27 protein-coding genes are annotated in these 24,118 nt (G+C 65.9%); 16 read left to right on the forward strand and 11 right to left on the reverse strand.

Annotated features, from left to right (window positions below; all coding sequences use genetic code 11):
• Positions 1 to 12: 12 nt before the first annotated feature.
• On the forward strand, positions 13 to 675 hold the full coding sequence (locus AB9K35_RS12915) for an HAD family hydrolase (RefSeq protein WP_369926620.1): 663 nt from the start codon (positions 13 to 15) through the stop codon (positions 673 to 675).
• A gap of 81 nt (positions 676 to 756) precedes the next feature.
• On the opposite strand, the gene map is transcribed toward AB9K35_RS12915, so the two are convergent.
• Positions 757 to 1,566, reverse strand: coding sequence for a type I methionyl aminopeptidase (map, locus tag AB9K35_RS12920; protein WP_369926622.1), 810 nt, complete (start codon positions 1,564 to 1,566; stop codon positions 757 to 759).
• A gap of 147 nt (positions 1,567 to 1,713) precedes the next feature.
• On the opposite strand from map, the gene AB9K35_RS12925 reads away from it, so the two are divergent.
• Positions 1,714 to 2,601 carry a mechanosensitive ion channel family protein gene (locus AB9K35_RS12925; protein ID WP_369926624.1) on the forward strand — a complete coding sequence of 296 codons (888 nt, stop codon included), beginning with the start codon at positions 1,714 to 1,716 and terminating at the stop codon, positions 2,599 to 2,601.
• Between the two features lie 24 nt (positions 2,602 to 2,625).
• On the opposite strand, the gene sfsA is transcribed toward AB9K35_RS12925, so the two are convergent.
• Positions 2,626 to 3,330: a DNA/RNA nuclease SfsA gene (sfsA, locus tag AB9K35_RS12930; RefSeq protein WP_369926626.1), complete on the reverse strand. Its 705-nt coding sequence runs from the start codon at positions 3,328 to 3,330 to the stop codon at positions 2,626 to 2,628.
• A gap of 48 nt (positions 3,331 to 3,378) precedes the next feature.
• On the opposite strand from sfsA, the gene AB9K35_RS12935 reads away from it, so the two are divergent.
• Genes AB9K35_RS12935 through AB9K35_RS12950 form a run of 4 tightly spaced genes read left to right on the forward strand, consistent with a single transcriptional unit; the run spans position 3,379 to position 6,349 of the window.
• Complete coding sequence (locus AB9K35_RS12935; RefSeq protein WP_369926628.1) at positions 3,379 to 4,101, forward strand: competence/damage-inducible protein A; 723 nt, start codon at positions 3,379 to 3,381, stop codon at positions 4,099 to 4,101.
• On the forward strand, positions 4,098 to 4,823 hold the full coding sequence (locus tag AB9K35_RS12940; RefSeq protein ID WP_369926630.1) for a GNAT family N-acetyltransferase: 726 nt from the start codon (positions 4,098 to 4,100) through the stop codon (positions 4,821 to 4,823). The genes AB9K35_RS12935 and AB9K35_RS12940 overlap by 4 nt, the downstream gene beginning before the upstream one ends.
• 3 nt (positions 4,824 to 4,826) lie before the next feature.
• Positions 4,827 to 5,399 (forward strand): peroxidase-related enzyme, encoded by a 573-nt coding sequence (locus tag AB9K35_RS12945; protein WP_222454856.1) that lies wholly within the window; start codon positions 4,827 to 4,829, stop codon positions 5,397 to 5,399.
• Positions 5,390 to 6,349 (forward strand): OmpA family protein, encoded by a 960-nt coding sequence (locus AB9K35_RS12950; RefSeq protein WP_369926632.1) that lies wholly within the window; start codon positions 5,390 to 5,392, stop codon positions 6,347 to 6,349. The genes AB9K35_RS12945 and AB9K35_RS12950 overlap by 10 nt, the downstream gene beginning before the upstream one ends.
• A 170-nt stretch (positions 6,350 to 6,519) precedes the next feature.
• On the opposite strand, the gene AB9K35_RS12955 is transcribed toward AB9K35_RS12950, so the two are convergent.
• Positions 6,520 to 7,431 carry a LysR family transcriptional regulator gene (locus AB9K35_RS12955; RefSeq protein WP_222454858.1) on the reverse strand — a complete coding sequence of 304 codons (912 nt, stop codon included), beginning with the start codon at positions 7,429 to 7,431 and terminating at the stop codon, positions 6,520 to 6,522.
• 220 nt (positions 7,432 to 7,651) lie between these two features.
• On the opposite strand from AB9K35_RS12955, the gene AB9K35_RS12960 reads away from it, so the two are divergent.
• Both AB9K35_RS12960 and AB9K35_RS12965 read left to right on the forward strand, forming a co-directional pair.
• A complete protein-coding gene (locus AB9K35_RS12960) occupies positions 7,652 to 7,987 on the forward strand; it encodes an NIPSNAP family protein (protein ID WP_369926634.1) in 336 nt (111 codons plus the stop codon).
• A complete protein-coding gene (locus AB9K35_RS12965; protein WP_369926636.1) occupies positions 7,984 to 8,358 on the forward strand; it encodes an antibiotic biosynthesis monooxygenase in 375 nt (124 codons plus the stop codon). The genes AB9K35_RS12960 and AB9K35_RS12965 overlap by 4 nt, the downstream gene beginning before the upstream one ends.
• Here AB9K35_RS12965 and AB9K35_RS12970 read toward each other — a convergent pair.
• The 3 genes from AB9K35_RS12970 to AB9K35_RS12980 form a co-directional block, all read right to left on the reverse strand.
• Positions 8,345 to 9,286 carry a CorA family divalent cation transporter gene (locus AB9K35_RS12970; protein ID WP_369926638.1) on the reverse strand — a complete coding sequence of 314 codons (942 nt, stop codon included), beginning with the start codon at positions 9,284 to 9,286 and terminating at the stop codon, positions 8,345 to 8,347. The genes AB9K35_RS12965 and AB9K35_RS12970 overlap by 14 nt on opposite strands.
• A gap of 264 nt (positions 9,287 to 9,550) precedes the next feature.
• Positions 9,551 to 10,111, reverse strand: a complete 561-nt coding sequence (locus AB9K35_RS12975; protein ID WP_369926640.1) for a type 1 glutamine amidotransferase domain-containing protein — start codon at positions 10,109 to 10,111, stop codon at positions 9,551 to 9,553.
• 133 nt (positions 10,112 to 10,244) lie between these two features.
• Positions 10,245 to 12,272 (reverse strand): FAD-dependent oxidoreductase, encoded by a 2,028-nt coding sequence (locus tag AB9K35_RS12980; RefSeq protein ID WP_369926642.1) that lies wholly within the window; start codon positions 12,270 to 12,272, stop codon positions 10,245 to 10,247.
• A 135-nt stretch (positions 12,273 to 12,407) separates the two neighbouring features.
• On the opposite strand from AB9K35_RS12980, the gene AB9K35_RS12985 reads away from it, so the two are divergent.
• Together AB9K35_RS12985 and AB9K35_RS12990 are read left to right on the forward strand one after the other, a co-directional pair.
• Positions 12,408 to 12,890, forward strand: coding sequence for an RNA pyrophosphohydrolase (locus tag AB9K35_RS12985; protein ID WP_369926644.1), 483 nt, complete (start codon positions 12,408 to 12,410; stop codon positions 12,888 to 12,890).
• 1 nt (position 12,891) lies between these two features.
• Positions 12,892 to 13,428 carry a hypothetical protein gene (locus AB9K35_RS12990; protein ID WP_369926646.1) on the forward strand — a complete coding sequence of 179 codons (537 nt, stop codon included), beginning with the start codon at positions 12,892 to 12,894 and terminating at the stop codon, positions 13,426 to 13,428.
• Between the two features lie 9 nt (positions 13,429 to 13,437).
• On the opposite strand, the gene AB9K35_RS12995 is transcribed toward AB9K35_RS12990, so the two are convergent.
• The gene (locus AB9K35_RS12995) at positions 13,438 to 14,307 is read right to left on the reverse strand and encodes an EamA family transporter (RefSeq protein ID WP_369926648.1); all 870 of its coding nucleotides are present in this window, start codon (positions 14,305 to 14,307) and stop codon (positions 13,438 to 13,440) included.
• Between the two features lie 75 nt (positions 14,308 to 14,382).
• Between AB9K35_RS12995 and AB9K35_RS13000 the strand changes: the two genes are divergently transcribed.
• Complete coding sequence (locus tag AB9K35_RS13000) at positions 14,383 to 14,868, forward strand: MarR family winged helix-turn-helix transcriptional regulator (RefSeq protein ID WP_369926650.1); 486 nt, start codon at positions 14,383 to 14,385, stop codon at positions 14,866 to 14,868.
• Between the two features lie 193 nt (positions 14,869 to 15,061).
• On the opposite strand, the gene AB9K35_RS13005 is transcribed toward AB9K35_RS13000, so the two are convergent.
• On the reverse strand, positions 15,062 to 16,054 hold the full coding sequence (locus AB9K35_RS13005) for an adenosine kinase (RefSeq protein ID WP_369926652.1): 993 nt from the start codon (positions 16,052 to 16,054) through the stop codon (positions 15,062 to 15,064).
• Between the two features lie 110 nt (positions 16,055 to 16,164).
• On the reverse strand, positions 16,165 to 16,809 hold the full coding sequence (gene nth / locus AB9K35_RS13010) for an endonuclease III (protein WP_222454869.1): 645 nt from the start codon (positions 16,807 to 16,809) through the stop codon (positions 16,165 to 16,167).
• Positions 16,810 to 16,975: 166 nt separating this feature from the next.
• Between nth and AB9K35_RS13015 the strand changes: the two genes are divergently transcribed.
• The 3 genes from AB9K35_RS13015 (at position 16,976) to AB9K35_RS13025 (ending at position 19,423) form a co-directional block, all read left to right on the forward strand.
• Positions 16,976 to 17,863 (forward strand): methylated-DNA--[protein]-cysteine S-methyltransferase, encoded by an 888-nt coding sequence (locus AB9K35_RS13015; protein WP_369926654.1) that lies wholly within the window; start codon positions 16,976 to 16,978, stop codon positions 17,861 to 17,863.
• Positions 17,864 to 18,013: 150 nt separating this feature from the next.
• Complete coding sequence (locus AB9K35_RS13020) at positions 18,014 to 18,673, forward strand: OmpA family protein (protein ID WP_369926887.1); 660 nt, start codon at positions 18,014 to 18,016, stop codon at positions 18,671 to 18,673.
• A gap of 207 nt (positions 18,674 to 18,880) precedes the next feature.
• The gene (locus AB9K35_RS13025) at positions 18,881 to 19,423 is read left to right on the forward strand and encodes an NADPH-dependent FMN reductase (RefSeq protein ID WP_369926656.1); all 543 of its coding nucleotides are present in this window, start codon (positions 18,881 to 18,883) and stop codon (positions 19,421 to 19,423) included.
• 16 nt (positions 19,424 to 19,439) lie between these two features.
• Here the strand turns inward: AB9K35_RS13025 and AB9K35_RS13030 are convergent, their stop codons facing one another.
• On the reverse strand, positions 19,440 to 20,480 hold the full coding sequence (locus tag AB9K35_RS13030) for an NAD(P)/FAD-dependent oxidoreductase (protein WP_369926658.1): 1,041 nt from the start codon (positions 20,478 to 20,480) through the stop codon (positions 19,440 to 19,442).
• A gap of 56 nt (positions 20,481 to 20,536) precedes the next feature.
• Between AB9K35_RS13030 and mnmD the strand changes: the two genes are divergently transcribed.
• Positions 20,537 to 21,205, forward strand: coding sequence for a tRNA (5-methylaminomethyl-2-thiouridine)(34)-methyltransferase MnmD (gene mnmD, locus AB9K35_RS13035; protein WP_369926660.1), 669 nt, complete (start codon positions 20,537 to 20,539; stop codon positions 21,203 to 21,205).
• Positions 21,202 to 22,122 carry a DMT family transporter gene (locus AB9K35_RS13040; RefSeq protein ID WP_222454875.1) on the forward strand — a complete coding sequence of 307 codons (921 nt, stop codon included), beginning with the start codon at positions 21,202 to 21,204 and terminating at the stop codon, positions 22,120 to 22,122. The genes mnmD and AB9K35_RS13040 overlap by 4 nt, the downstream gene beginning before the upstream one ends.
• Here the strand turns inward: AB9K35_RS13040 and AB9K35_RS13045 are convergent.
• A complete protein-coding gene (locus AB9K35_RS13045) occupies positions 22,096 to 24,054 on the reverse strand; it encodes a transglycosylase SLT domain-containing protein (protein WP_369926662.1) in 1,959 nt (652 codons plus the stop codon). The two genes, AB9K35_RS13040 and AB9K35_RS13045, sit on opposite strands and share 27 nt — an antisense overlap.
• Positions 24,055 to 24,118: the final 64 nt, after the last annotated feature.

The raw sequence follows: 24,118 nt of genomic DNA on the forward strand, positions 1-24,118 counted from the left end.
GGAGTAAACCGCATGCCACCGACCTTTCCGACACCCAAGCTGGTGATCTTTGACTGCGATGGCGTGCTGGTCGACAGCGAACGGCTTACCAGCCAGGTGCTGGTGGACAACCTGGCCGCCCACGGGCTGAGGCTCTCTGTGGAACAGGCGATGGCCCAGTTCGTCGGGGGCACCATGGCGGGGGTGATGCAGAAGGCACGTGCGATGGGCGCCGATCTGCCGTCGGATTGGGTGGACGAAATCTACGCTGAAACCTATGCGCGTCTTGCACAGGGGGTGCCGCTGGTTTCCGGCATCCCAGAGCTGTTGGCGCGGCTGGATCAGGCGCAGATCCCCTGCTGCGTTGCCTCCAACGGCAGCGAGGAGAAGATGCGCATTACCCTGGGCCAGAACGGGCTGTGGGAGCGGTTTCACCCGCAGGCGATGTTCTCGGCGCATGCGCTGGGCGTGGCCAAGCCGGAGCCGGGGCTGTTCCTGGCCGCAGCCAGCCATTTCGGCGTGCAGGCCCGCGATTGCCTGGTGATCGAGGACAGCGCCAGCGGTGTCACCGCAGCCCTGCGCGCGGGCATGCGCTGCCTTGCCTATGCGCCCCATGGCGATGGCGCCCGCCTCGCGGAACTGGGAGGCGAGCTGGTCCGTGACATGGCCGAGGTGCCCGCACGGTTGTCGATCTGACAGGCATCATCTGGCCCTGGCCGCAAGGGGGCTTAAGGGGCCTTGGGGGGCGGGGTGGCCCGCCCGCCGTACCGGGGCAGCCTATTCGTAGGTCGGGTGGAACTTGCCCGCGGGCGACAGGGTAAAGATGTCGGCCCCGTCGGCGGTGATGCCGATGGAATGTTCGAACTGCGCCGACAGCGACTTGTCACGGGTGACCGCGGTCCAGTCGTCGGCCAGGATCTTGGTCTCGGGGCGGCCGAGGTTGATCATCGGCTCGATGGTGAAGAACATGCCTTCCTCGAGCACCGGGCCGGTGCCGGGGCGGCCGTAGTGCAGCACGTTGGGCGGGGCGTGAAACACCTGGCCCAGCCCGTGGCCGCAGAAATCACGCACCACGCTCATCCGCTGGCTTTCGGCATAGGATTGGATCGCATGGCCGATGTCACCGAAGGTGTTTCCGGGCTTGGCGGTATCGATCCCCTTCATCAGCGAATCATGGGTGACCTGGATCAGCCGTTCCGCCTTGCGGCTGAGCTTGCCCGCCACATACATGCGCGAGGTGTCCCCGAACCAGCCGTCCACGATCACGGTGACGTCGATGTTCAGGATATCGCCATCCTTGAGCTTCTTGTCGCCGGGGATGCCGTGACACACCACGTGGTTCACCGAGATGCAGCTGGCGTGCTGGTAGCCCTTGTAGCCGATGGTGGCAGATTTCGCGCCTGCGTCCTCGACCATCTGGGTGATGATGCGGTCGATCTCACCGGTGGTCTGGCCGGGGAACACATGTGCGGCGATGTCATCCAGAATGCGCGCGGCGAGGGCCCCGGCCTTGTGCATGCCGGCAAAATCGCCGGGCTCGTGAATGCGGATGCCGTCCTTTGTCGTGCGGCCGTCTTTCGATCTCATCGGGCGGAGCTCCATCGGATGTCGTTGCCCAAGCTATGTAAGGGGTTCGCGCCCAAAGGGCCAGAGGGAGCAGCCGGGAACTTTTCCGCGTGGTGCCGAGTTGGGCCTGCGTACATTTCTGCAAACAACACGGAGGGGCAAGACGGCATGGATGGGATCAACGACCTGATGCAGACGGAGATTTACGGGGGCAAGGCGCTGGCGGATCTGGTGACGCTGGAGTTCCTTGCCGAGGTGCTGGGCAGCGTTGTTGCCGCAGTCATCATCCTGATCGCGGGGTTCATCGTCGCGGGCTGGGTGAAGCGCCGGATCGTCGCCGTGGGGGACGCCCATGCCAAGTTCGACGTGACCCTTTTCCACTTCCTCGGCAACCTTGCGCGCTACGCGGTCCTGGGGTTTGCGCTGCTGTTCGTGCTGAACACCTTCGGGGTCAAGACCACCTCGATCATCGCCGCCATCGGTGCTGCCGGGCTTGCGATCGGTCTGGCCATGCAGGGCGCTTTGTCGAACGTGGCGGCCGGGGTGATGATCATCCTGTTTCGACCCTTCAATCTGGGCGATTTCATCGAGGTCGACGGCCAGATGGGCACGGTCAAGGACATCAACCTCAACAACACGGTTCTGGCCAGCCTTGGCAATCTCAAGGTGATCATTCCCAACTCCGAGGTCTGGGGCAACACGATCACCAACTACTCCTCCTTTCCGACCCGCCGTGCCGAGTGGACCTTTGGCGTCGGCTATGGCGCTGATCTGGCGCTGGCAGAGCGGGTGATCCGCGACACCATCATGGGCGACAGCCGCTCGCACAGCGACCCGGAGCCGTTCTTCCAGGTGAACGAGCTCAACAGCAGCTCGGTGGATTTCCTCGTGCGGGTCTGGGTCGATGCCGCGGACTACTTCCAGTACCAGGCGGACATGAAGCGGAAGGTGAAAGAGGCGCTGGACGCGGCCGGGGTCGACATTCCTTTCCCGACCCGGACCATCGTGCATGCGGATCAGGCCGGTATCGACGAGGAAGCGAGCGAAGCCGCCTGAGCACACCAGCCCGACGGGCTGGCCTCAGCCCGCGGCAGCGATGGGCTTGCCGACCTCGACGCCTGTTGGCGAGATCGTGGTGCCCAGCACCAGCCGTTCCACCCCGGCGGCCTGCGCGGCGTCAAAGGCCGCCGCGTAGGCGGGATCAATGTCGGCCGCCAGTTGGAAGCGATCGCAGTCGGTGCGCTGCACCAGATAGAGCATCACCGCGCGGTGGCCCTCGGCCACCATCCGGGCCAGTTCGCCCAGATGCTTGGTGCCACGGGCGGTAACGCTGTCGGGGAATTCCGCAAGGCCCGGCTGGCGTGACAGGGTGACGCTTTTGACCTCGACATAGCAGTCGGGCAGGCCGGGCTGGGTCAGCAGGAAGTCGATGCGGCTCTTCTCGCCGTATTTCACCTCCGCCCGGATGGTTTCATAGTCCGCCAGCCCGGCAACCTGCCCCGCCTCCAGCGCGGCGCGCAGGGCGCGGTTGGGTACGGATGTGTCGACGCCGGTGAAATGGCCCCCCGCGTGTTCGACCAATCGCCAGCCGAATTTCAGCTTTTTCTTCGGATCGTCGTTGGGCTCCAGCCAGATCCGCATGCCGGGTTCGGCCAGCCCCATCATGCTGCCGGGGTTGGCGCAATGGGCGGTCACCTCGCGCCCGTCCTCCAGGCGGCAATCGGCAAGAAATCGTTTGTAGCGGCGGATCAGCACCGCGGGGATCAGAGGGGTTTCAAAGCGCATGGCTTCGGGCCTATACCTGCCATGACGCGGTATCAAGGGAGTACGATCATGCCCAATCCAACAGCAGCCATGCTGGTCATCGGGGACGAGATCCTGTCGGGCCGCACGCGCGATGCGAACATGCATTACCTGGCCGGAGAGCTGACCAAGCACGGCATCGACCTGAAGGAGGTGCGCATCGTCAGCGATGACGCTCCGGCGATCGTGGCGGCGGTACGGGCGCTGTCGGCGGCTTATGATCACGTGTTCACCAGCGGCGGCATCGGGCCGACCCATGACGACATCACCGCCGATTGCATTGCCGAGGCGTTTGACGCGCATCTGGATGTGCGTGCGGATGCCCGTGCGATCCTGCAGGCGCATTACGACACCCAGGGGCTGGAGCTGAACGAGGCCCGGCTGCGGATGGCGCGCATTCCCGAGGGGGCGGCGCTGATCGACAACCCGGTCTCGGCCGCGCCGGGGTTCACCCTGGGCAATGTGCATGTGATGGCCGGCGTGCCGATGATCTTCCAGGCGATGGTGGCCAGCGTGATGCCGACGCTGACCGGCGGCCAGCCGATGTTGTCCCAGACCCTGCGGGTGCAGCGCGGCGAGGGCGAGATTGCCGCGCCATTGCGCCAGCTGGCCGAGACCTATGATGACCTGACGGTGGGCTGCTATCCGTTCCAGAAGGACGGCGTCTTTGGTGCCAACATCGTGATCCGTGGCCATGACGGGGCGCGGATCGACGCGGCGATGACCGATCTCGCCCGGGAGCTGGGGCAGTGACAACCGATCCGCGCTATTACGCGGTGACCGAAGCGACCTGGCCGCCTGCCGCAACGTGGCAGCTGGGCCCCGTCACCCTGCGCAAGGGGCTCGGTGGTGGTAGCCGGGTCTCGGCAGCGACGGTGGACGGGGCGGCTTCAGAGGCCGATATCGCAGCCGCCGAAGCCGAGATGCGAGCCATGGGGCAGGCGTGCCTTTTCATGATCCGCGACGGTCAGACGACGCTGGATGCGCAGCTCGCTGCGCGCGGCTACACGGTGAAGGATCCGGTGAACCTCTGGGTTTGCACGGTGACGCAGCTGACCGACAGGCCGGTGCCGCCGGTCACTGCCTTCTGCGTCTGGGAGCCCCTGGCGATCCAGCGCGAGATCTGGGCCCAGGGCGGCATTGGCCCGGAGCGGCTGGCGGTGATGGAGCGGGTTGCGGGGCCGAAGACGGCGCTCCTGGCGCGGCATCGCGACAAGCCGGCGGGCGCCGGTTTCGCGGCCATCCACGACGGCGTTGCGATGGTGCATGCGCTGGAGATCCTGCCGCATCAGCGCCGTGCGGGCATGGGGGCGTGGATGATGCGCCAGGCGGCGTTCTGGGCGTTGGAAAACGGTGCCACTGAAATGGCGGTCTTATGTACGAAACGTAACGCGGGGGCAAACGGGCTTTATGCTTCCCTCGGCATGGCGCTTTCGGGAGAGTATCACTACCGGATTTTGCAGGAAGGTGATTGAACGATGACGAACCAGACCCAGCCTACAGCTCTCGATCTGCCAATGGTGGACCCGCTGCCGCCCGAAACGCAGCGCTACTTCGATATCTGCGTGGAAAAGCTGGGCTTCGTGCCCAATGTGCTGAAGGCAAACGCCTTCGACATCGACAAGCTGAATGCCTTTACCGCGATGTACAACGACCTGATGCTGGCCGACAGCGGTCTCAGCAAGCTGGAGCGGGAGATGATCGCGGTGGTCGTGTCCTCGATCAACCGCTGCTTCTACTGCCTGGTCGCCCATGGGGCGGCGGTACGGCAACTGTCGGGCGATCCGGCGCTGGGCGAAATGCTGGTGATGAATTACCGCGTCGCGCCACTGGAGCCGCGACAGCGGGCGATGCTGGACTTCGCCGCCAAGATGACCACCGCAAGCGCCGAGATCGAAGAGGCGGACCGGCAAGGTCTGCGGGACGTGGGCTTCAGCGACCGTGACATCTGGGACATTGCCAATGTGGCGGGGTTCTTCAACATGTCCAACCGCGTAGCCAGCGCCACGGCCATGGTCCCCAACCCGGAGTATCACGGCCAGTGTCGCTGAGGCGCTTGTGGTGTCTGCACGTGGCGGGCCTGCGCTGGCTCGCCCATGTCTGCGTGCTGGTGGCGATCGCCCCTGCACGGTTGGCCGCCGCCGAGTTGATGCTGCCCGCAGAGGCCGAAGCGCTGTCTCAGCGCGACACGGCTCTGGGGGTGTACCAGCTGCCCACGGGCCCTGAGCGCGCGGACGAAGTGCCCTCGCAGGCCTTTGAAGGGCGGATCAGTCGCCGGACCTGGCGCCTGCCGCCCGCGGGCAGTGCGCTGGAGGTGCTGGTGCCCCTGCGGGCGCAGCTGGTGGAACAGGGCTACGAGGTACACCTTGACTGTGCGGCACGCGACTGCGGCGGTTTCGACTTTCGCTTCGGGATCGAGGTGGTTCCGGCGCCGGACATGATGGTCGACATCTCGACCTATCACTTCCTCTCCGCCAGCCGAGGGGACGAGGCGGTGTCGCTGCTGGCGTCGCCGGCAGGGGGGGTGACCTTCTTGCAGATCATTACCGTGCAACCGCCCGAAGCGGCTGCTGCGGTGACGGTCACGAAACCTGCGGCCCTACCGGCGGTGCCGGGACCGTCGCTGGTGGACCTGGCGAAGACGCTGGAAGTGCGCGGCCACGTGGTGCTGACGGACCTGGAATTCGAAAGCGGATCCACCCGCTTGCAGGAGGGCGCGTTTCCCAGTCTGCGCGCGCTCGCCGCCTTTCTGGGCGACAATCCGCAATACCGCCTGCTGCTGGTTGGCCACACCGACACGGTCGGATCGTTGCAGCAGAACATCGGCATTTCCGAGCGCCGGGCGCAGGCGGTCAAGGATTACCTGACGCAGAGATTGGAGGCGGATGGCTCCCGGATCGACGTCGCCGGAGCCGGGTTCCTGGCGCCGATTGCCAGCAATCTGACGACCGAGGGGCGTCTGGCCAACCGGCGGGTCGAAGCGGTGTTGCTGACGGAGTGATCCGGGGCTTGCCGTCTTATGTTGCGCATACTCGACCGACAGCGGCGCGATCCGCTTGGCGCCTGAAGGGGGCAAAGGTGCGCAGGCTCAGCATGGCACAAAAAGGCCCCCGCAGCGGATGCGGGGGCAGGTCTTCGAGGGATGTCTTGGTCCGGTGTGAGCCGGGGAGGTCAGGTCTTCCAGTCCGAGGGGTCGCGGTCTGCAAAGGCCGCCACCAGGAAATCGATGAAGGCGCGGACCTTGGGCTGGGTGAACTTGCCCGGCGGGTAGACGGCATAGATGCCTTGGGTTTCCACCGGCAGGCTGGGCATCACGTCTTCGACCAGCCCTTCGGCCATGGCCGAAGCGTAGAGGTAGCTCGGCAGATAGGCGATGCCGAGGCCGGAGATCGCCGCATTCAGCAGCGACTGGCCGTCATTCACCGACAGCCAGCCAGAGGTGCGCACCTGGCGCTTTTCTCCCGAGGGGGCGGTGATCTTCCAGACGTTGCCGCTGGACTGGCTGGAATAATGCAGCAGCTTGTGGGCGTTCAACTCGTCGATCTTTTGCGGGCGGCCGAATTTCTCTAGGTAGGCGGGGGAGGCGATCATCCGCTTGGTGGTCTCGGTCAGCTTGCGGGCGCGCAGGGAGCTGTCCTCCAGCTCGCCGATGCGCACCGCCATGTCGAAGCCTTCGGAAATCAGCTCGACGTAGCGGTTGTTCAGCACCATGTTGACGGTGATGTCCGGAAAGTCGCGCAGGAAATCCGACAGCACCGGCGACAGGTGGTTGACGCCGAAATCGGTGGCGACCGAAATCCGCAAGAGGCCGGAGGGCGCCGACTGCATCGAGGTGACCAGCGCATCCGCTTCGCCCGCATCGTTCAGGACGCGGCGGGCGCGGTCGTAGTAGGCAAGGCCGATCTCGGTCGGCGACACCCGGCGGGTGGTGCGGTTCAGCAGCCGCGCGCCAAGGCGGGCCTCAAGGCTGGAGACATGTTTGGAGACGGCGGATTTGGAGATCCCCATCTTGCGCGCCGCGTCGGTGAACCCGCCCTGGTCCACCACATTGGCAAAGGCCTCCATTTCGGTCAGTCGATCCATGATCCGGCGTCCTCATCATCCTCGGGTTGAGGTGAACTTGCCGGTGAAATCGGGCAAGATCGGGGCGCAGGTGGGATAATTGCGGGGTTTTGATGGGATCGTTTGCGCTGTGGAAACGGCCAGCTTGCGCTGCGATCACGAAGACTTCGATGCGGGGCGAAGCATTTGGCTCGGTGCAGCTGCTAGCTCTGGGCCTGCAACAACCCCGGAGAACCGCCCTATGCTGACCTGTGTCATCCGCTATCACATCGACCCGACCAAACGGTCAGAATTCGAACAATACGCCCGCAACTGGGGGCAGGCGATCCCGCGCTGCGGTGCGGATCTGGTTGGCTATTACGCCCCGCATGAAGGCTCGTCGACGCTGGCCTACGGGATATACAATGTCGCCAGCCTGGCGGACTATGAAGCCTACCGCGCGCGGCTGGCGGCGGATCCGCTGGGGCGGGAGAATTATGAATTTGCACAGCGCGAGCGGTTTCTGCTGCGCGAGGACCGGACCTGGCTGCGGCGTATCCCGGGCTCGCAGGGGGACAAGGGAAAGGGAGCGGCATGATCGCAGTCATTTTTGAAGTGGAGATCGCCGAGGGCGAGAAGGACAGCTACCTGGCGGCTGCCGCCGCGTTGCGGCCCCTGTTGGAGGAGGTTGACGGCTTCGTGTCGATCGAACGGTTCCAGAGCCTCGCCAATCCGGAGAAGCTGCTGTCGCTGTCCTTCTGGCGTGACGAGGAAGCGGTGGCGCGCTGGCGACAGATGTCGGAACATCGCTCTGCGCAGATGCAGGGGCGCTCAGGGATCTTTGCCGACTACCGCTTGCGGGTGGCAGGGGGCATCCGTGACTACGGTTTGCAGGACCGGACGCAGGCGCCCCAGGACAGCTGCGCCGTGCACGGGGTGGCAGGATCGGCAGGCGTCACAGGAGTCTGAGCCAGCGCATCACCAGCAGCATGCCCGCGCCCAAGCCCAGCAGGCTGAGGCAGAGGATGGGGAAGGCCAACGGCGATTCCGCGCCCGGGATACCGGCGAGGTTCACGCCGAACAGGCCGGTCAGGAACCCGAGCGGCAGGAACAGCGCCGCCACCACCGACAGCGCATAGCTGTTGCGGCCCATCTGCCGCGCCAGTTCGGCATCGGTGTGGTCCCGCAGCACGGCGAGCCGTCCGGTCAGCGATTGCAGCGTTTCCGCCGACAGGGTGAACAGGTTCACCGCTTCGCGCAGATGCAGCTGTTCGTCTTCCGAGAACAGCTGCTCTCCGGTTTCCTGCAGGTTCAGCAGGGCTTCGCGCTGCGGTTCCAGGTAGCGGTACAGCTTCAACACGTTGCGACGCGGTGCCTTGAGCGCCTCGGCGGCGGGCAGGGTGCCATCCTCGGTCATTTCCTCAAGGGCTTCGGTTGCGGCGCTGAGTTCCAGCACGACGTCGCGGGTGTGCAGCGCCAGACCGTTGATAAGACGGTAGAGGAACTCGCCCGGCGACCTCGGGCCGTGGCCGGTGCTGCATTCAGCGCGGATCGCATCCAGCGCGAAGGTCTTGCGCAGGCGCACGGTGACGATGGTGCGGCTGGTTGCCCAGATCCTGAGCGACAGCATCTCGGCGGCCTTGGCGCCGGGGTTGCGGTTCACCGTGCGCAGGTTCAGGATCAGCCCGTCTTCGAACATGTCACAGCGGGGGCGGGTTTCGCTCTGAAGCAGCGCCTGTCCGGGAATGCTGGGAAGCTGCGCTGCGCACCAATCGGCCAGTTCCGGGTCCGCAAGATCGAAATGCAGCCAGCGGTAGCGCCCCGGCCCGGTCACGCTGGTGTCCGCCGCGGGGCGGGCAGTGCCATCGGCCCAGAGGTCGTAAGCGGAAATCGGCATGGCGCGGCCTCGTTTGCTACCGTTTTACCATGGGTAGCGCGGATGCGCCCATGCCGCCAGTTTCATTGAAGAAATTCGGCGTGGTTTATCCCGCTGAAACTGCACGAGGGGAGGGGCGGGCGAATAGTTGGTGAGGTTAGCGCTCGCCCGGGGTGTCCCGGCAGTGCGGGGGGCAGGGTCGCTCGCGGGGTAGGGCAGGAAGATACGCGGCTTCCGGGCCTTCCGACCCAGAAGCCGCGCGTGCATCATTGGCACAGCGTTGTGTCAGCCCTGGCTGCGCTGATGCGTGCCTTCCTCGATCTCTTCGGTGATCTTGGAGACGAAGGCCTTCAGGTCGTCGGGCTGGCGGCTGGTGACGATGCCCTGATCCGCCACGACCTCGACATCCTGCCAGTTCGCCCCGGCGTTGATGATGTCGGTCCTGATCGAATGATAGGAGGTCATGTCACGGCCCTTGGCGATCCCGGCCTCGGCCAGGACCCAGGGGGCGTGGCAGACCGCGGCGATCACTTTGCCGCCCTCGTAAAAGGCTTTGACGAGGTTGAGGACGTCTCCCTCGACCCGCAGCAGGTCGGGGTTGATCTGGCCGCCCGGGATGACCAGAGCATCGTAATCCTCGGCCTTGGCATTGGCGATTTTCAGATCGGCCTCTGCCTCGCGGCCCCAGTCGCTGCCTTCCCAGCCCTTGATCGCCTTGCCGTCGAGCGTCGCGACATGGACCTCGGCGCCCTTGACGCGCAGCTGGTCCCGCGGAAATTCCAGTTCCGACTGTTCGAAACCGTGGGTGGCGATGATCAGGATTTTTGCGTCTGCGATTTTGGGCATATCAGAGTCCTCTTCTTGCCAGGATTTATGGACCGCCCCTGAGGACGGCCTCGCAGAAGCAATGCGCCGCGGCCCGGATTGGTTCCGAGCCGCGGGCGAAGCAGAAGGGGAATGACTGGTAACAGGCGGCGCGTCAGAGCGCCGCGGCCAGCCGTGTGCCCTGGTTGATGGCGCGTTTGGCGTCCAATTCGGCCGCCACGTCAGCACCGCCGATGACATGGGCGGTGATGCCCCGTTCGGCCAGCTGATCGGCCAGCGAGCGCTCGGACACCTGGCCTGCGCAGAGCACGATGGTGTCGGCTGGCACCAGCGTCGGGTTTTCGCGCGCCTCGCCAAAGCTGACATGCAGACCCGCATCGTCAATCTTCTCGTAGTTCACGCCGCCGATGAATTCGACGTTTTTCATCTTCAGGGTGGCGCGGTGGATCCAGCCGGTGGTCTTGCCCAGGCGCTTGCCGTGGCGTTCCGCCTTGCGTTGCAGCAGGGTGACATGCCGGGCCGGGGGCGCGGGTTGCGGGCCTTCGGGTGCGAGGCCTGCGCGGTGCTCGGCCGGGTCGGTGACGCCCCACTCCTTCATCCAGGCGGGCAGGTCGGTGGCCGGGCTGTGGCCCTCCTCCAGCAGGAATTCGGACACGTCAAAGCCGATGCCGCCGGCGCCGATCACCGCCACGCGCTGGCCGACCGGTTTCCTGTGACGCAGCACGTCGATGTAGCTCAGCACATTGTCGCGGTCCTGGCCGGGGATCGCGGGATCGCGGGGGAGAACACCGGTGGCGATCACCACTTCGTCAAAGCCGACAAGATCATCCGCTCCAACCTCGCGTCCAAGCTTCAGCGTGATGCCCGCATCGGCCACCATGGTGCGGTACCAGTCCACCAGGCCCCAGAACTCCTCCTTGCCGGGCACCTGTTTGGCCATGTTGAGCTGGCCGCCGATCTCGTCGGCGCGGTCGAACAAGGTGACGACATGGCCGCGCTGCGCGGCGGTCAGTGCCGTCGACAGCCCGGCGGGACCGGCACCGACGATGGCCACGGTCTTGGGCGATGCTGCCGGTTCGATCACCAGCTCGGTCTCGTGGCAGGCACGCGGGTTGACCAGGCAGGAGGTCAGCTTGCCGCTGAAGGTGTGGTCGAGGCAGGCCTGGTTGCAGGCGATGCAGGGGGCGATGTGGCTGGCCTCACCGGCGGCGGCCTTGGCGACGAAATCCGCATCCGCCAACATCGGGCGCGCCATCGACACCATGTCGGCGCAGCCCTCGGCCAGCACCTGTTCGGCGACTTCGGGCGTGTTGATGCGGTTGGAGGTGATGACCGGGATGCCGACCTTGCCCATCAGCTTTTTCGTCACCCAGGCAAAGGCCGCGCGGGGCACCGAGGTGGCGATGGTGGGGATGCGGGCCTCGTGCCAGCCGATGCCGGTGTTGAGGATGGTGGCGCCGGCCTTCTCGACCTCCTGCGCCAGCTGCACGACCTCTTCATAGGTCGAACCCTCGGGCACCAGGTCGATCATCGACAGCCGGTAGATGAGGATGAAATCGCGGCCCACGGCCTCGCGCGTGCGGCGCACCACCTCAAGCGGCAGGCGCATGCGGTTCTCGTAGGAGCCGCCCCAGCGGTCGGTCCGCTTGTTGGTGCGGGTAACCAGGAACTGGTTGAGGAAATAGCCCTCGGACCCCATGATCTCGACCCCGTCGTAGCCCGCCTCTTGTGCAAGCCGGGCGGCGTTGACGATGTCACTGATCTGTTTCTCGATCCCCTCTTCGTCCAGCTCGATCGGGGCGAAGGGCGAGATCGGCGATTTCACCGGGCTGGGGCCGACGCATTTCGGCCCGTAGGCGTAGCGGCCCGCGTGCAGGATTTGCATCGCGATCTTGCCGCCCCCATCATGCACCCGGTCAGTGACGATCCGGTGGTTGGCCACGTCCTTGTCGCTGGTCATCATCGCGGCGCCGGGCAGGACCGAACCTTCGAGGTTGGGGCCGATTCCGCCGGTCACCATCAGCGCCACGCCACCGCGGGCGCGGGCGGCGTAGAATTCGGCCACCCTGTTCCAGTCGCCGGTTTCCTCCAGCCCGGTGTGCATCGACCCCATCAGCACGCGGTTCTTCAGCGTCGTAAAGCCGAGATCCAGCGGCGCGAGCATGTTCGGGTACGCAGTCATTTGAACTCTCCCTGGCAGTTGTCGCAAGGATCGTGAACCGGGCCGCCATTGTCACGAGGAAACGCGGCGTCACCCTCTTGCGTGCCGCGGCGGCAATCGGTCTAAAGGGGTGGCTGCAACGCCAAGGAGAGCCTGATGACGCCCGAAGAAATTGCCAAACTGCCCTATCGCGCGAATGTGGGCGTCATGCTGATCAACGCCGAGGGCGCGGTATTCGTGGGGCAGCGCCGAGACCGGTTCAAGGATGCCTGGCAGATGCCGCAGGGCGGGATCGACGCGGGCGAGGACCCGCGCGCCGCAGCCCTGCGCGAGCTGGAAGAGGAAACCGGTGTCTCGCCGGAACTGGTGGAGATCGTTGCCGAATCGGACGGCTGGCTGCCCTATGATCTGCCGCATGACGTGGTGCCCAAATTCTGGGGGGGCAAGTACCGCGGCCAGCAGCAGAAATGGTATCTCATGCGGTTCCTTGGCACGGATGATCAGGTCAACATCGAGACCGAGCACCCTGAGTTCTCGGCCTGGTGCTGGCAGCCGGTCGACAGCCTGGTAGAGAAGATCGTGCCCTTCAAGCGCGAGGTCTATGCCCGGGTGGTCGAGGAGTTCAGGGAGTATCTGTGAGATGCCTGTTTTCAAGGAACTGATCGCAAGCTCTGCCCGTCTTGCGGGGCTGAGCGTTCTGGCCGCGGCCTGCGGCGCGGTCGTGGCGGCCACTCCCGCAGCTGCGCTGAGCTGCCTGCCCTGGGGACCGGCGGATGCCTATTTGGAAGCGGCCAACTCCAGCAGCGCCTACAATGTCATCGCCGGAGAGCTGCGCTTTGACGAGACGCAGCTGCCGCGCTCGCACTCCGAAAACCCCGAAGACATGCCGGAGCTGAGCCGCATCCCGGCACAGATCTCGGGCAAGCTGCTGGACGGGAAATACTTCTCTCAGCGTGTGTCTGTCCCGGCGGTGCTGGAGGTGGAATGCGCCGGCCCATGGTGCGCGGGGGCGCGGTCGGGCGTGGATTACGTGCTGTTCGCCGAGCAGCGCGGAGGCGAACTTGTGGTCCGCCTCGGCGCCTGTGGTGGTTTTGCCTTTGACGACACCCCCGAGGTGCGCCGCACCGTGTTGGAGTGCCACCGCGGCGGCAGCTGCGCGCCGCTGGCGCCGCGCTGACGAGCCGGGCTAGCGAGCCGTGGCGGCCTGCCGCCGCAGCCGCACCCTGCCTTGCCCGAGCCACAGGCTGAACAGGGCAAGGCTGGCGCCCAGCATCTGGTTCGCGGTCAGGGTTTCATTCAGCAACAGCCACCCCAGCACGACAGCGGACAGCGGGCTGAACACCCCCAGCAGCGAAACCTGTGCAGGGTCGAGCCGCGCCAATCCCCGGAACCACAGAATATAGGTCAGCGCGCCGCCGATCAGGCTCATGTAGGCGAGGCCTGTGATATTGGCCGCGGTGAACTGCGGCAGGTCCGGCACCATCCACAAGGTAACGGGAACCAGCAGCAGTCCGCCCGCGGTCAGCTGCCATGCGGTGAAGGTCAGCGGCGGCACCGGTGGTTGCCACTTGCGGCTCAGCACCACGCCAGCCGCCATCGACAGCGCACCGCCGAGGCCCGCCAGCACGCCGATGGTATCCAGCCGTGCGGCCGGGGTCAGTACCAGCAGGGCAACACCTGCGATGCTCAGCAGCGCGGCGGCGACGGCGGCGGCGCGGACCGGGGTGTTCAGCAGCAGCGCCGACAGGAATACCACGATCAGCGGCTGCACCGCCCCCAATGTGGCCGCGACCCCGCCCGGCAGCCGATAGGCCGACAAGAACAAAAGCCCCCAGAAGAGCGAGAAATTCAGCGCTCCCAGCAGCAGCAGCCGTGGAATCCAGTGAAGCGGCGGCAGTTCGCGCACGAGCAGCAGCAGCAACAGCCCCGCCGGCAGGGCCCGCAGCAAGGCCACCACCAGCGGCGAGTGCCCCGGCAGCAGCGTGGTGGTCACGATATAGCTGCTGCCCCAGATCGCGGGGGCCAGGGCAGTCAGGAAAAGCGTTCGGACGGACATGGGACTCTCCTTATCTTGATGTCGAGATAACATGTATTGTCTTGACGTCAAGATTAATCTCGCTACACCGAAGCCATGGATCATGTAGATGTCATTACCCAGCAGTGGGAGCAGGAGCGGCCGGACCTAGACGTGACGGCCATGGGCGTGATTGGCCGGGTCGCACGTTTGCAGCTGGCCTATCAGCGCGAGATGCAGAAGACTTGGGCCGAGTTCGGGTTGAACGCGGCCAAGTTCGACGTGCTGGCAACGCTGCGCCGCGCGGGCGCCCCTTATGCGTTGTCGCCGGGGGCGTTGCTGGAGGCAACCATGGTGGCCTCTGGCACGATGACCAACCGGATCGACCGGTTGGCCGCGGACGGGCTGGTAAAGCGCGAGGTGAACCCGGAGGACAGCCGCAGCTTCCTGATCGGGCTTACCGAGAAAGGTTTTGCACTGATCGACGAGGCGGTCACCGCGCATGTCCAGACGCAGGCGCGCCTGCTGGCCGGATTGTCCGCCGAAGACGTCGCAGCGCTGCAGACCTTGCTGGGCAAGGCACTGAAGGCTGCGGAGAGCTGACACAGGCCCGCGGTTGCGCCTGGCCCTGTTCAGCGGTTGAAAAGACGGGCCGCGTTGGGAGGACTGAGGGCGGCGCGCGCCGCCTGCCGGGGCCGCCCTGGCGGTCCCGGCTGCGCCCAACGGGCGCGGCGGCACCGTCAGGTGATGTTGCGACGGGCGGGAGCGACCGCCTGCGGAGACGGGCGCGGGCCGATCAGACCAGACCGGCGTCCTCCAGCAGGGCCAGTACATTTGTTTCCGGGCGCGGGCCGATGTGGCGGATCACCTCGCCTGCGCAGATGCACCCCATCCGCGCCGAGATCTCGATGTCCCGGCCCGTGGCAAGGCCGAACAGGAAGCCGGCTGCGAACTGGTCGCCTGCGCCGGTCGCGTCCACCGGAACGATGGTTTCCACCGGGACGTCGACCCGCTGGTTGTCCTGGACCACGGTCACCCCGTCGCCGCCGCGGGTGCAGACCATCAGGTCGCAGATCTCCGCGGTCCGGGCCATGGCGGTTTCCAGATCGTCGGTCTCGAACAGGGCGCAGATCTCGTCCTGGTTGCCGATGACAAAGTCGAGATCATTGCCGATCAGATTCAGGAAATCCTCCCGGTGGCGTTCGACACAGAACGGGTCGGAGATCGACAGGCCGACGCGCCCGCCGCTTTGGCGGCAGATGCGCGCGGCTTCCATGAAGGCGGTCTTCCCCTTGTCCCGGTCGAAAAGATAGCCCTCAAGGAACATGATCTGAGCCGCGCTTGCGGTCTCTTCCGGCACGTCGGCAGAACTCAGCTCGGAGGAGGTGCCGAGATAGGTGTTCAGTGAGCGCTCGCCATCGGGCGAGACAAAGATCATCGAGCGCGAGGTGGGCAGCTCGTCACCCTCGACCGGCGGGTTCACGAAGGCGACGCCTTCGTTGTTCATCGCATCGGCATAGAATTTGCCCAGGGTGTCGTCGCGCACCCGGCCGATGAAGGCCGCGTCCAGCCCCAGTGCACCAGCGCCTGCGATGGTGTTGGCCACCGAGCCGCCGGGGGTCATCACCCGGTTGCCCATCGCGGCATAGAGCTCCTCGCAGCGATCGCGCTCGATCAGCTGCATGATGCCCTTTTCGATACCCTGTTCGGACAGGAAGGTGTCTTCGCATTGTGAAATCACGTCGACCACGGCATTGCCGATGCCAACCAGATGATAGGTCTTGGTCATTGTCTCTCCTTGGGGAATGCGCCCGGCTGCGGGGCGTCCAGATCTGGATCAGAGGGGCGGCAGGCCAGGGGCGGCGATTGCCGGGACGATACGGAGGGCGGCTGCGCGGCTCACAGGTTCTTGTCCTCGTACTGGCACAGGTCGCGGATCAGGCAGGTGCCGCAGAGGGGCTTGCGGGCCTTGCAGTGGTACCGACCGTGCAGGATCAGCCAGTGGTGCGCGTGCTGCTGAAAATCGGCCGGGATGTTGTCCTCGATGGCGCGTTCCACCGCGTCCACATCCTTGCCCGGCGCAATCCCCGAGCGGTTGCCGACCCGGAAGATATGGGTGTCCACTGCCTGCGCCGGTTGCTTCCACCACATGTTCAGCACGACATTGGCGGTCTTGCGGCCAACCCCCGGCAGCGACTGCAGCGCGGCGCGGGAATTGGGCACCTCGCCGCCGTATTCCTCCACCAGGATGCGCGACAGCTTGATGACGTTCTTGGCCTTGTTGCGGTAGAGACCGATGGTCTTGATATGCTCGATCAGGCGTTCTTCGCCCAAATCCAGCATCTTCTGCGGGGTGTCGGCGATCTTGAACAGCTCGCGGGTCGCCTTGTTGACGCCCGCGTCGGTGGCCTGCGCCGACAGCGCCACCGCCACCACCAGCGTATAGGCGTTGACGTGCTCCAGCTCGCCCTTGGGTTCGGGCTCGGCCGCCTGGAAGCGGGTGAAGATCTCACGCAGGGTATGGTAATCGAGTTGCTTGGCCATGACGCGCCTTATGTACCGTCGAGAGATTAAAGCGCAATTGAAATTGCGCCGTGGGAGTCCCCCCTTGGGGCGGAGCGTTGCGTCGCCGGGGCCTTTTCGCAAGTTCCGGGTCGCAGGCCGGCGCGCATCGCATTAGCCTGTGGGGCGAAGACAGCAGGTGGCGGAAATGACAGTCGAGACGCAGGAAACTTCTTATCATTATGGCGTCATGCGCCGTGCGATCGCGCTGATCGACGCGGGCGGCGAGGATCTGACGCTGGAGCAACTGGCCGCCCGCATGGACATGAGCGCCAGTCATTTTCAGCGCGTGTTCTCGGCCTGGGTCGGGGTGTCGCCCAAACGGTACCAGCAATACCTGCGGCTGGGACACGCCAAGAGCCTTTTGCGCGAACGTTTCACCACGCTGGAGGCGGCGCATGCGGTGGGCCTGTCGGGATCGGGGCGGCTGCACGATCTGTTTCTGCGCTGGGAGGCGATGAGCCCCGGAGAATATGCCCGCAAGGGGCAGGGGTTGCGCATCTTCTGGGGGTGGTTCGACAGCCCCTTTGGGGCGGCGTTGGCGATGGGGACGACCAAGGGCATCTGCGGGCTGGCCTTTGCGGCGGAGACCGGCGCCGAGGCCGCCATGCGAGATATGTGCGCCCGTTGGCCGCTGGCAGATTTTGTCGAGGATACGACCCGGCTGCGGCCGCAGGTCGACGCCATCTTTGCCCAGCGGGGAGAGGCGGCGTTGCATATGATCGGCGCCCCCTTGCAGATCAAGGTCTGGGAGGCACTGCTGCGCATCCCGTCAGGCCACGTGACCACCTATTCCGAGCTGGCCCGGGCGATCGGGGCACCGCGAGCGGTGCGGGCAGTGGGCACGGCGGTGGGCCGCAATCCGGTCAGCTGGCTGATTCCCTGCCACCGGGCCCTGCGCAAGTCGGGCGAATTGGGCGGCTATCACTGGGGGCTGCCGGTGAAACGCGCGATGCTGGCCTTTGAAGCCGCGCAGGATGACGCCACCCCGCGTGCCCCCGATGCGGCGCAGACAGGCCTGCACACCGGCAACTGAGCCATGGCCGAACCGGGCCATGAGGCAGCTTTCAGCGGTATTTCGCCAATCTCTGACAACCTGTCCTTGAGCTTGACGCTCGGCGCCCCGATATTCGGCGGGACAGCCGGACCTGGGGGTCTGGTGCGTGCAATACAAGAAGGCAGTTTGATTATGCAGATGAAACTCACCTCGGCCGGCCTTGTGACGGCTGCCTTGACCCTTGCGGCCTGTACCGATCCCGCCACCGTGGCGACGCCCGGAAGCAATACCCAGCAGGGCGCGATCCTGGGGGGCATCATCGGCGCTGGTGTGGGTGCGCTGACCAATGATTCCGATCCGGGTCTCGGGGCATTGACCGGCGCCGTGGTCGGGGCCACGGCGGGTGGGGTGATCGGCAACCAGCTCGACAAGCAGGAGCGCGAGCTGCGCCAGACACTCGCCAATGACGAGATCACCATCGTCAACACGGGCGACCGGCTGATCCTGTCGTTCCCGAATGACCTGACCTTTGCCACCGACAGCGCCGCGATTTCGCCTGCGGTGCAGGGTGATCTGCGCAAGGTGGCCAACAGCCTGGTGCGCTACCCCAACAGCCTGGTGCAGGTGATTGGCCACACCGACAGCGATGGCGCCGCCAGCTACAATCAGGATCTGTCGGTGCGCCGGGCGAATGCGGTGGCCGATCAGATCCAGGCCGGCGGCGTGCCCTATAGCCGTCTGAGCATCATCGGTCGGGGCGAGGAGCAGCCGGTGGCGTCGAACCTGACGCCCGAGGGCAAGGCCCGTAACCGCCGCGTCGAAGTGGTGGTGATTCCGCAGAGCAGCTGATCGAAAAGCAGGCTTTCACACGTCTTATGCAGCGGCCTGTCTCACCGGGGCGGGCCGTTGTTGCATCGAGGTCAGCGAGTGCCGCGGGGACTGCTGCCCCGCGCCTGCGGAATTATGCACATGCGCTGCGCGGCGGCAGCTCTTTCAGCCGGGGCCGGAGTGCATAGATGATGGGTGAAGACCAGAAACCAACGTCAGGAACATCCGATGGCAGATCCCGTCTTGCTCACTATCTCCGGCTCGCTGCGCCAGGAGGCCACCAATCGCAAGCTTCTGGCCGAAGCCGCGCGTCTGTTCGGCCCGGCCACCGTTGTCGAGGCGGAGCTGAGGTTGCCGCTGTACGATGGCGATGACGAGGCTGCCGACGGAATCCCGGCGGCGGTTCAGACCTTGTCGGACCAGATCGCGGCGGCGGATGCGGTGCTGATTTCCACGCCGGAATACAACAAGGGGCCGTCGGGCGTTCTCAAGAATGCGCTGGATTGGGTTAGCCGGACCAAGGGCAATCCCTGGGCAGGCAAGCCCGTGGCGGTGATGTCCGCGGCCGCTGGGCGGGCCGGCGGCGAGCAGGCGCAGGCGTTGCTGCGCAGTTTCCTGGTGCCCTTTCAGCCGCGCGTGATCGCCGGGCCTGCGGTGCATCTGGCCAATTCCCGAAACGAGTTCGACGATGCCGGGCGGCTCATCAGTGAACGCTATCAGGAGACGCTGGCGGTGCTGATGCAGAACCTGCGTGCCGAATTGGCCGACTAAGGCCGCGCGGGGCCATTCAGAGGTTGTCTTCGACGCGGAACCCCTGGGGAATGTTGTCGGTCTCCTCGAGCAGCAGGTCCGCCATCACCTCGGCCATCTTTGGCGCCATGCCAAAACCGATCTTGAAGCCGCCGTTGGCGATGTAGTGGTCCTCTCGTCCCGGCCAGGCCCCCAGCATCGGCGCGCGGGACTTGGCCCGTGGGCGGACCCCGGCCCAGCGTTCGATGACCTCGGCCCCGTGCAGCACGGGTACCGCCGCGCAGGCGCGCTCGATCACGTCGTCAAGCTGCATGTCGGTGGCCTGGCCATCCGTGAACTCCCGCTCGGAGGTGGAGCCGATCGCAAGGGTGCCATCGGCATGCGGGATGATGTGCAGCCCGTCCGCATAAAGCTGCGGCACCGCGCCTTCGTGAAAGCGCAGCAGTGCCGCCTGACCCTTGACACCGCTGCCCACGGTCTTGCCGAAACGCTCATTCAGCTCCAGCAGCCCTGCATGGCCCTTGGCATGGACGACCTTGCCCTGATCCGGGGCCTCGGCCACCACGGTGATGTCGCGCACCGCCAGGGCGGCCACCAGCGCCGCGCAGGCGCGGCGCGGATGCATCCGGGCGCTGAGGGTGTCATGGACCACCATGCCGGTGGCGCTGGGCGGCACCCAGGGGCCGAGATCGGCGGCAGGCACCACGCGCCATTCTGCCGCGTCCTTCCAGAGTTGCGCGGCGCTGGCTTCGCGCTGGCGGGCGAGCTCCAGCGCGCGCGCGTCGTTCAAGGGCTGCAATCGCCCGGTGCGGCCATAGCCCGCGCTGACGCCGCCTTCGGCCTCTACCGTCTCCCAGAACGCCTGCGCCATCAGCAGGCTTTCCAACTGGAATTGCTTCTTGGGGTTCCAGTTTTCGGGGACATGCGGTGCGAGCGCGCCAACTAGGCCGCCGCTGGCTCCGGCACCGGGGCCGAAGGGGTCGATGACCTGCACCTTGGCACCGCGCCGGGCGCAGGTCCAGGCGATGGACAGACCGAAGATCCCCGCGCCGCGCACCGTTACATCTGCCATTGCCATTTGCGGATCCTTTCGCCAGTGTCGCGCCGTTCGGCTTACCTTTAGGGGATTATACCATGGCAGACCAGCAGGCCCGTCTCAGCTGGCGGGAAGGCGTCATTCCGGTGTCGGATCAATTCGATGATCCCTATTTCTCGATCCAGAACGGGCTGGCGGAAACCGAACACGTGTTCCTGGCGGGCAATGACCTGCCGCGACGCTTTGCGCCGGGGTTCCACATTGCCGAGCTGGGGTTCGGAACCGGGCTGAACATGTTGGCGGCCTGGCGCGCCTGGGAGGAAACCGGCCAGACGGGGGCGCTGCGGTTTACCAGTTTCGAGGCCTTTCCGATGGCGCCCGGGGACATGGCCCGCGCCCTGGAGGCTTTCCCCGCGGTGGCGCCTTGGGCCGAGCGGTTCCTGGCCGCCTGGTCGGGCCATGGCGCATGCGATCTCGGCACTCTGCATCTGGAGGTGGTAGAAGGCGACGCCCGCATGTCGCTGCCAAGCTGGACGGCGCGCGCCGATGCCTGGTTTCTGGACGGGTTCTCGCCGGCCAAGAACCCCGAGCTGTGGGAACCGGCCCTGATGGCAGAAGTGGCGGCTCATACCGCGGAGGGCGGCACGGCGGCGACCTATACCGCGGCCGGTTTCGTGCGCCGCGGGCTGGAGGCCGCCGGATTCGAAGTAACCCGCATTCCCGGTTTCGGGCGCAAACGGCATATGACACAGGCGGTAAAGAGATGACCCAAGCAGCACCCGCGCAGGGCAGCGCCGGACTGGCCCCAACCCGTGGACCCCAGACCAACAACGTGCCGCTGGGCATTTTCCTGATGATTAGCGCCACGGTGGTGTTCGCCCTGCAGGACGGGATCTCGCGTCACCTCGCGGGCACCTACAACACCTACATGGTGGTGATGATCCGCTACTGGTTTTTCGCGGCCTTCGTCGTATTCCTGGCCGCCCGGGCGCCCGGGGGCATTCGCAAGGCCGCGCAGACGCGCCAGCCGTGGTTGCAGATCTTCCGCGGGGTCTTGCTGGCGGCGGAGATCTGCGTCGCGGTCTACGGATTCACCAAGCTGGGGCTGGTCGAGAGCCAGGCTGTCTTCATCTGCTACCCGCTGCTGGTGGCCGCTCTGAGCGGGCCGTTGCTGGGGGAGAATGTCGGCTGGCGGCGCTGGGCGGCGATCGGCGTCGGACTGGCCGGGGTGCTGATCATCCTGCAACCGGGCGCCGGAGTGTTCGATCCCTTGGCGGTGATCCCCTTTGTTTCGGCGCTGATGTTCGCGGTCTATGGATTGCTGACGCGCTATGTCGCGCGTGAGGACAGCACGGCCACCAGTTTCTTCTGGACCGGGATTTCCGGCATGGTGGTGATGACCGCCGTAGGGGTGTGGTTCTGGCAGCCGATGAACCAGGCGGACTGGGGCTGGATGGCGCTGCTGTGCATCACCGGGGCCTCGGGGCACTGGCTGCTCATCAAGTGCTACGAGATGGCCGAGGCCAGCGCGGTGCAGCCCTTTGCCTATTTCCACCTGATCTGGACGGCGATCCTTGGGGTGACGATCTTCAGCGAAGTGATCCGCACCAATGTCGCCATCGGTGCGGGGATCATCATCGCCGCGGGTCTGTTCACCCTATGGCGCGAACGCGTGAAGGGTTGACCCCGACAGTTCCTGCGAGAAGGGGATGGGCAGCGGCGTCTTGCCCAGCCGCGCGCGGTAGACCGGCAGGCTTTCGGTCACCCGCATCACGTAGTTGCGGGTTTCATTGAACGGGATGTGTTCGATCCAGTCGATGATGTCCGGCTCGCCGTCGCGCGGGTCGCCATAGCGCTCCATCCAGGCCTTGGGACGGTGCGGCCCGGCGTTGTAGCCGGCCGCCATCATCACCACGTTGCCGCGGAAATCTCCGGCCAGCCCGGCGAGATACGTGGCACCCAGGCGGGCGTTGTATTTCCAGTCGGCGGTCAGCAGCGATGTCTTGTGGTTGGCGAGAATGCCCAGTTCACCGGCCACCAGCTCGGCGGTGGCGGGCATCACCTGCATCAGCCCGCGCGCCCCGGCATGGCTGACGACATAGGGATCGAACTCGCTTTCGCGACGGGCGATGGCGAGGGTCATTTCCTCGGCCATCGGCAGGGCGTGTTTGGCCACGGGGTGCAGCGGGTAATAGGCGCCCTGCAGCTCCACCCCGTCCTGGGCGGCGCGTTTGGCGATCATCACCGCCAGATGCGGTTCGTTCAGATCCACCGCCATCTGCCCCAGCTGCCGTGCCTGAACGGGTGTCAGCCCTTCGGTGAGGTGGGTCAGGAAACGCTCGGCCAACGCCAGATCCCCTGCCTGCAACAGCATCAATCCGGCCTTGGTCACCGAGGATCCCATGAAGGCCGCGTTACGCCAATCGGGCAGCTCGGGCGGGTTGGCAAGCGCCGGGTCGAAGGGGCGGCCCAGCTTTTCCGCGGCCAACAGGCCATAGAAGGAGGTCTGGAAGTCGGCGGCCTTGGCGTAGGCTTCATGGGCCTTGTCGACCTCTCCCATCGCGGCATAGGCACGCCCCAGCCAGTAGCCGCCGCGCCCGATCGAGATCGGCGTCTCGACAGAGTCGAGGAACCGGTTGAAGTGGTAGGCCGCGAGCTCCGGGTCGCGCAGCATCTGCAGCGCGATATAGCCGGCCAGCCATTCGCAGTCGGAGTAGCCATAGCCATCCTCGGGGGTGGCAAAGTGATAGGCCGCCAGCTGATAGGCGTCCTCGTATTTCTTGTCGCGCATCAGCTGGCGGGCAAAGTCGCGGCGGCGGCGCAGCCACTTGCCGGGCTCGCCGAGAGCGTCGGCGCTGGTGCTGCGATCCATCATCATGGCGATGGCGCTGTCTTGCATCCGCTTGCGATCGCGCCAGACAAAGCGGTCATAGGCGAGGCCCGCGGCGTCCTGCAGCTTGTCCGGCACGGCCGCGATCTTGGCGTCCACCCCCGGTGTGCGCTCCTGCAAGGCGATGCGGGCTTCGGCCAGTTTGCGCTGGGGCTCCGGCACCAGCGCCAGCATTCGCTTGGCGCTGACCCGGTGTTCCTCCCAGAGCAGCTTGTCCAGCCGGGCGCTGTGGTGGGGTTTGAGCAGCGCGGAAAAGTCGCGCAGATACTCGGCCTGGATGGCGCTGCCCATGGCCATGGTGCGCCAGGCGAGCACGATCTCGGCCTCGCCTTCCCCCCGCTGTCCCGCGGCGATCAGTGCGCGCGCAAAGCTCAGCGCGCCTTCTGGGGTCTGCGGGCGGCGGCCGTCATAGAAGGCCAGCACCTCGGCGCGGGGCAGGGCGGCCACCGTGTCCTCGTTCTGGCGGCGCAGGTAGGCGAGGCCGGGCCAGTCCGGACGCCGCTTGAGGAACGACACGACATCCGCGGCGGAGCCCATCTTGGCGCGCAGGCGGTGCCATTCGATGATGTCCCAGCCGACGCTCTGCGGCTGCCCGGCGGCCCGCGCCGCCTCGGTCCATTTCTCGGCCCGCATCAGCGACAGGGCTTCCATGAGATCATCGGCGGTGGCCCGGCTTCCGGGCAGTATGGCTGCGATGAGCAGAATAAAGACCAGGATGCGTGTCATCTCTTGCATTTTCCAGCTGTCCGGGGATACAGGCTTGAACGTTACTCATCGGCGGGCCGGTCGC

Origin of the sequence: Leisingera sp. XS_AS12, from assembly GCF_041224635.1 — a bacterium.
In the GTDB taxonomy this organism is placed as follows: Bacteria; Pseudomonadota; Alphaproteobacteria; order Rhodobacterales; family Rhodobacteraceae; genus Leisingera.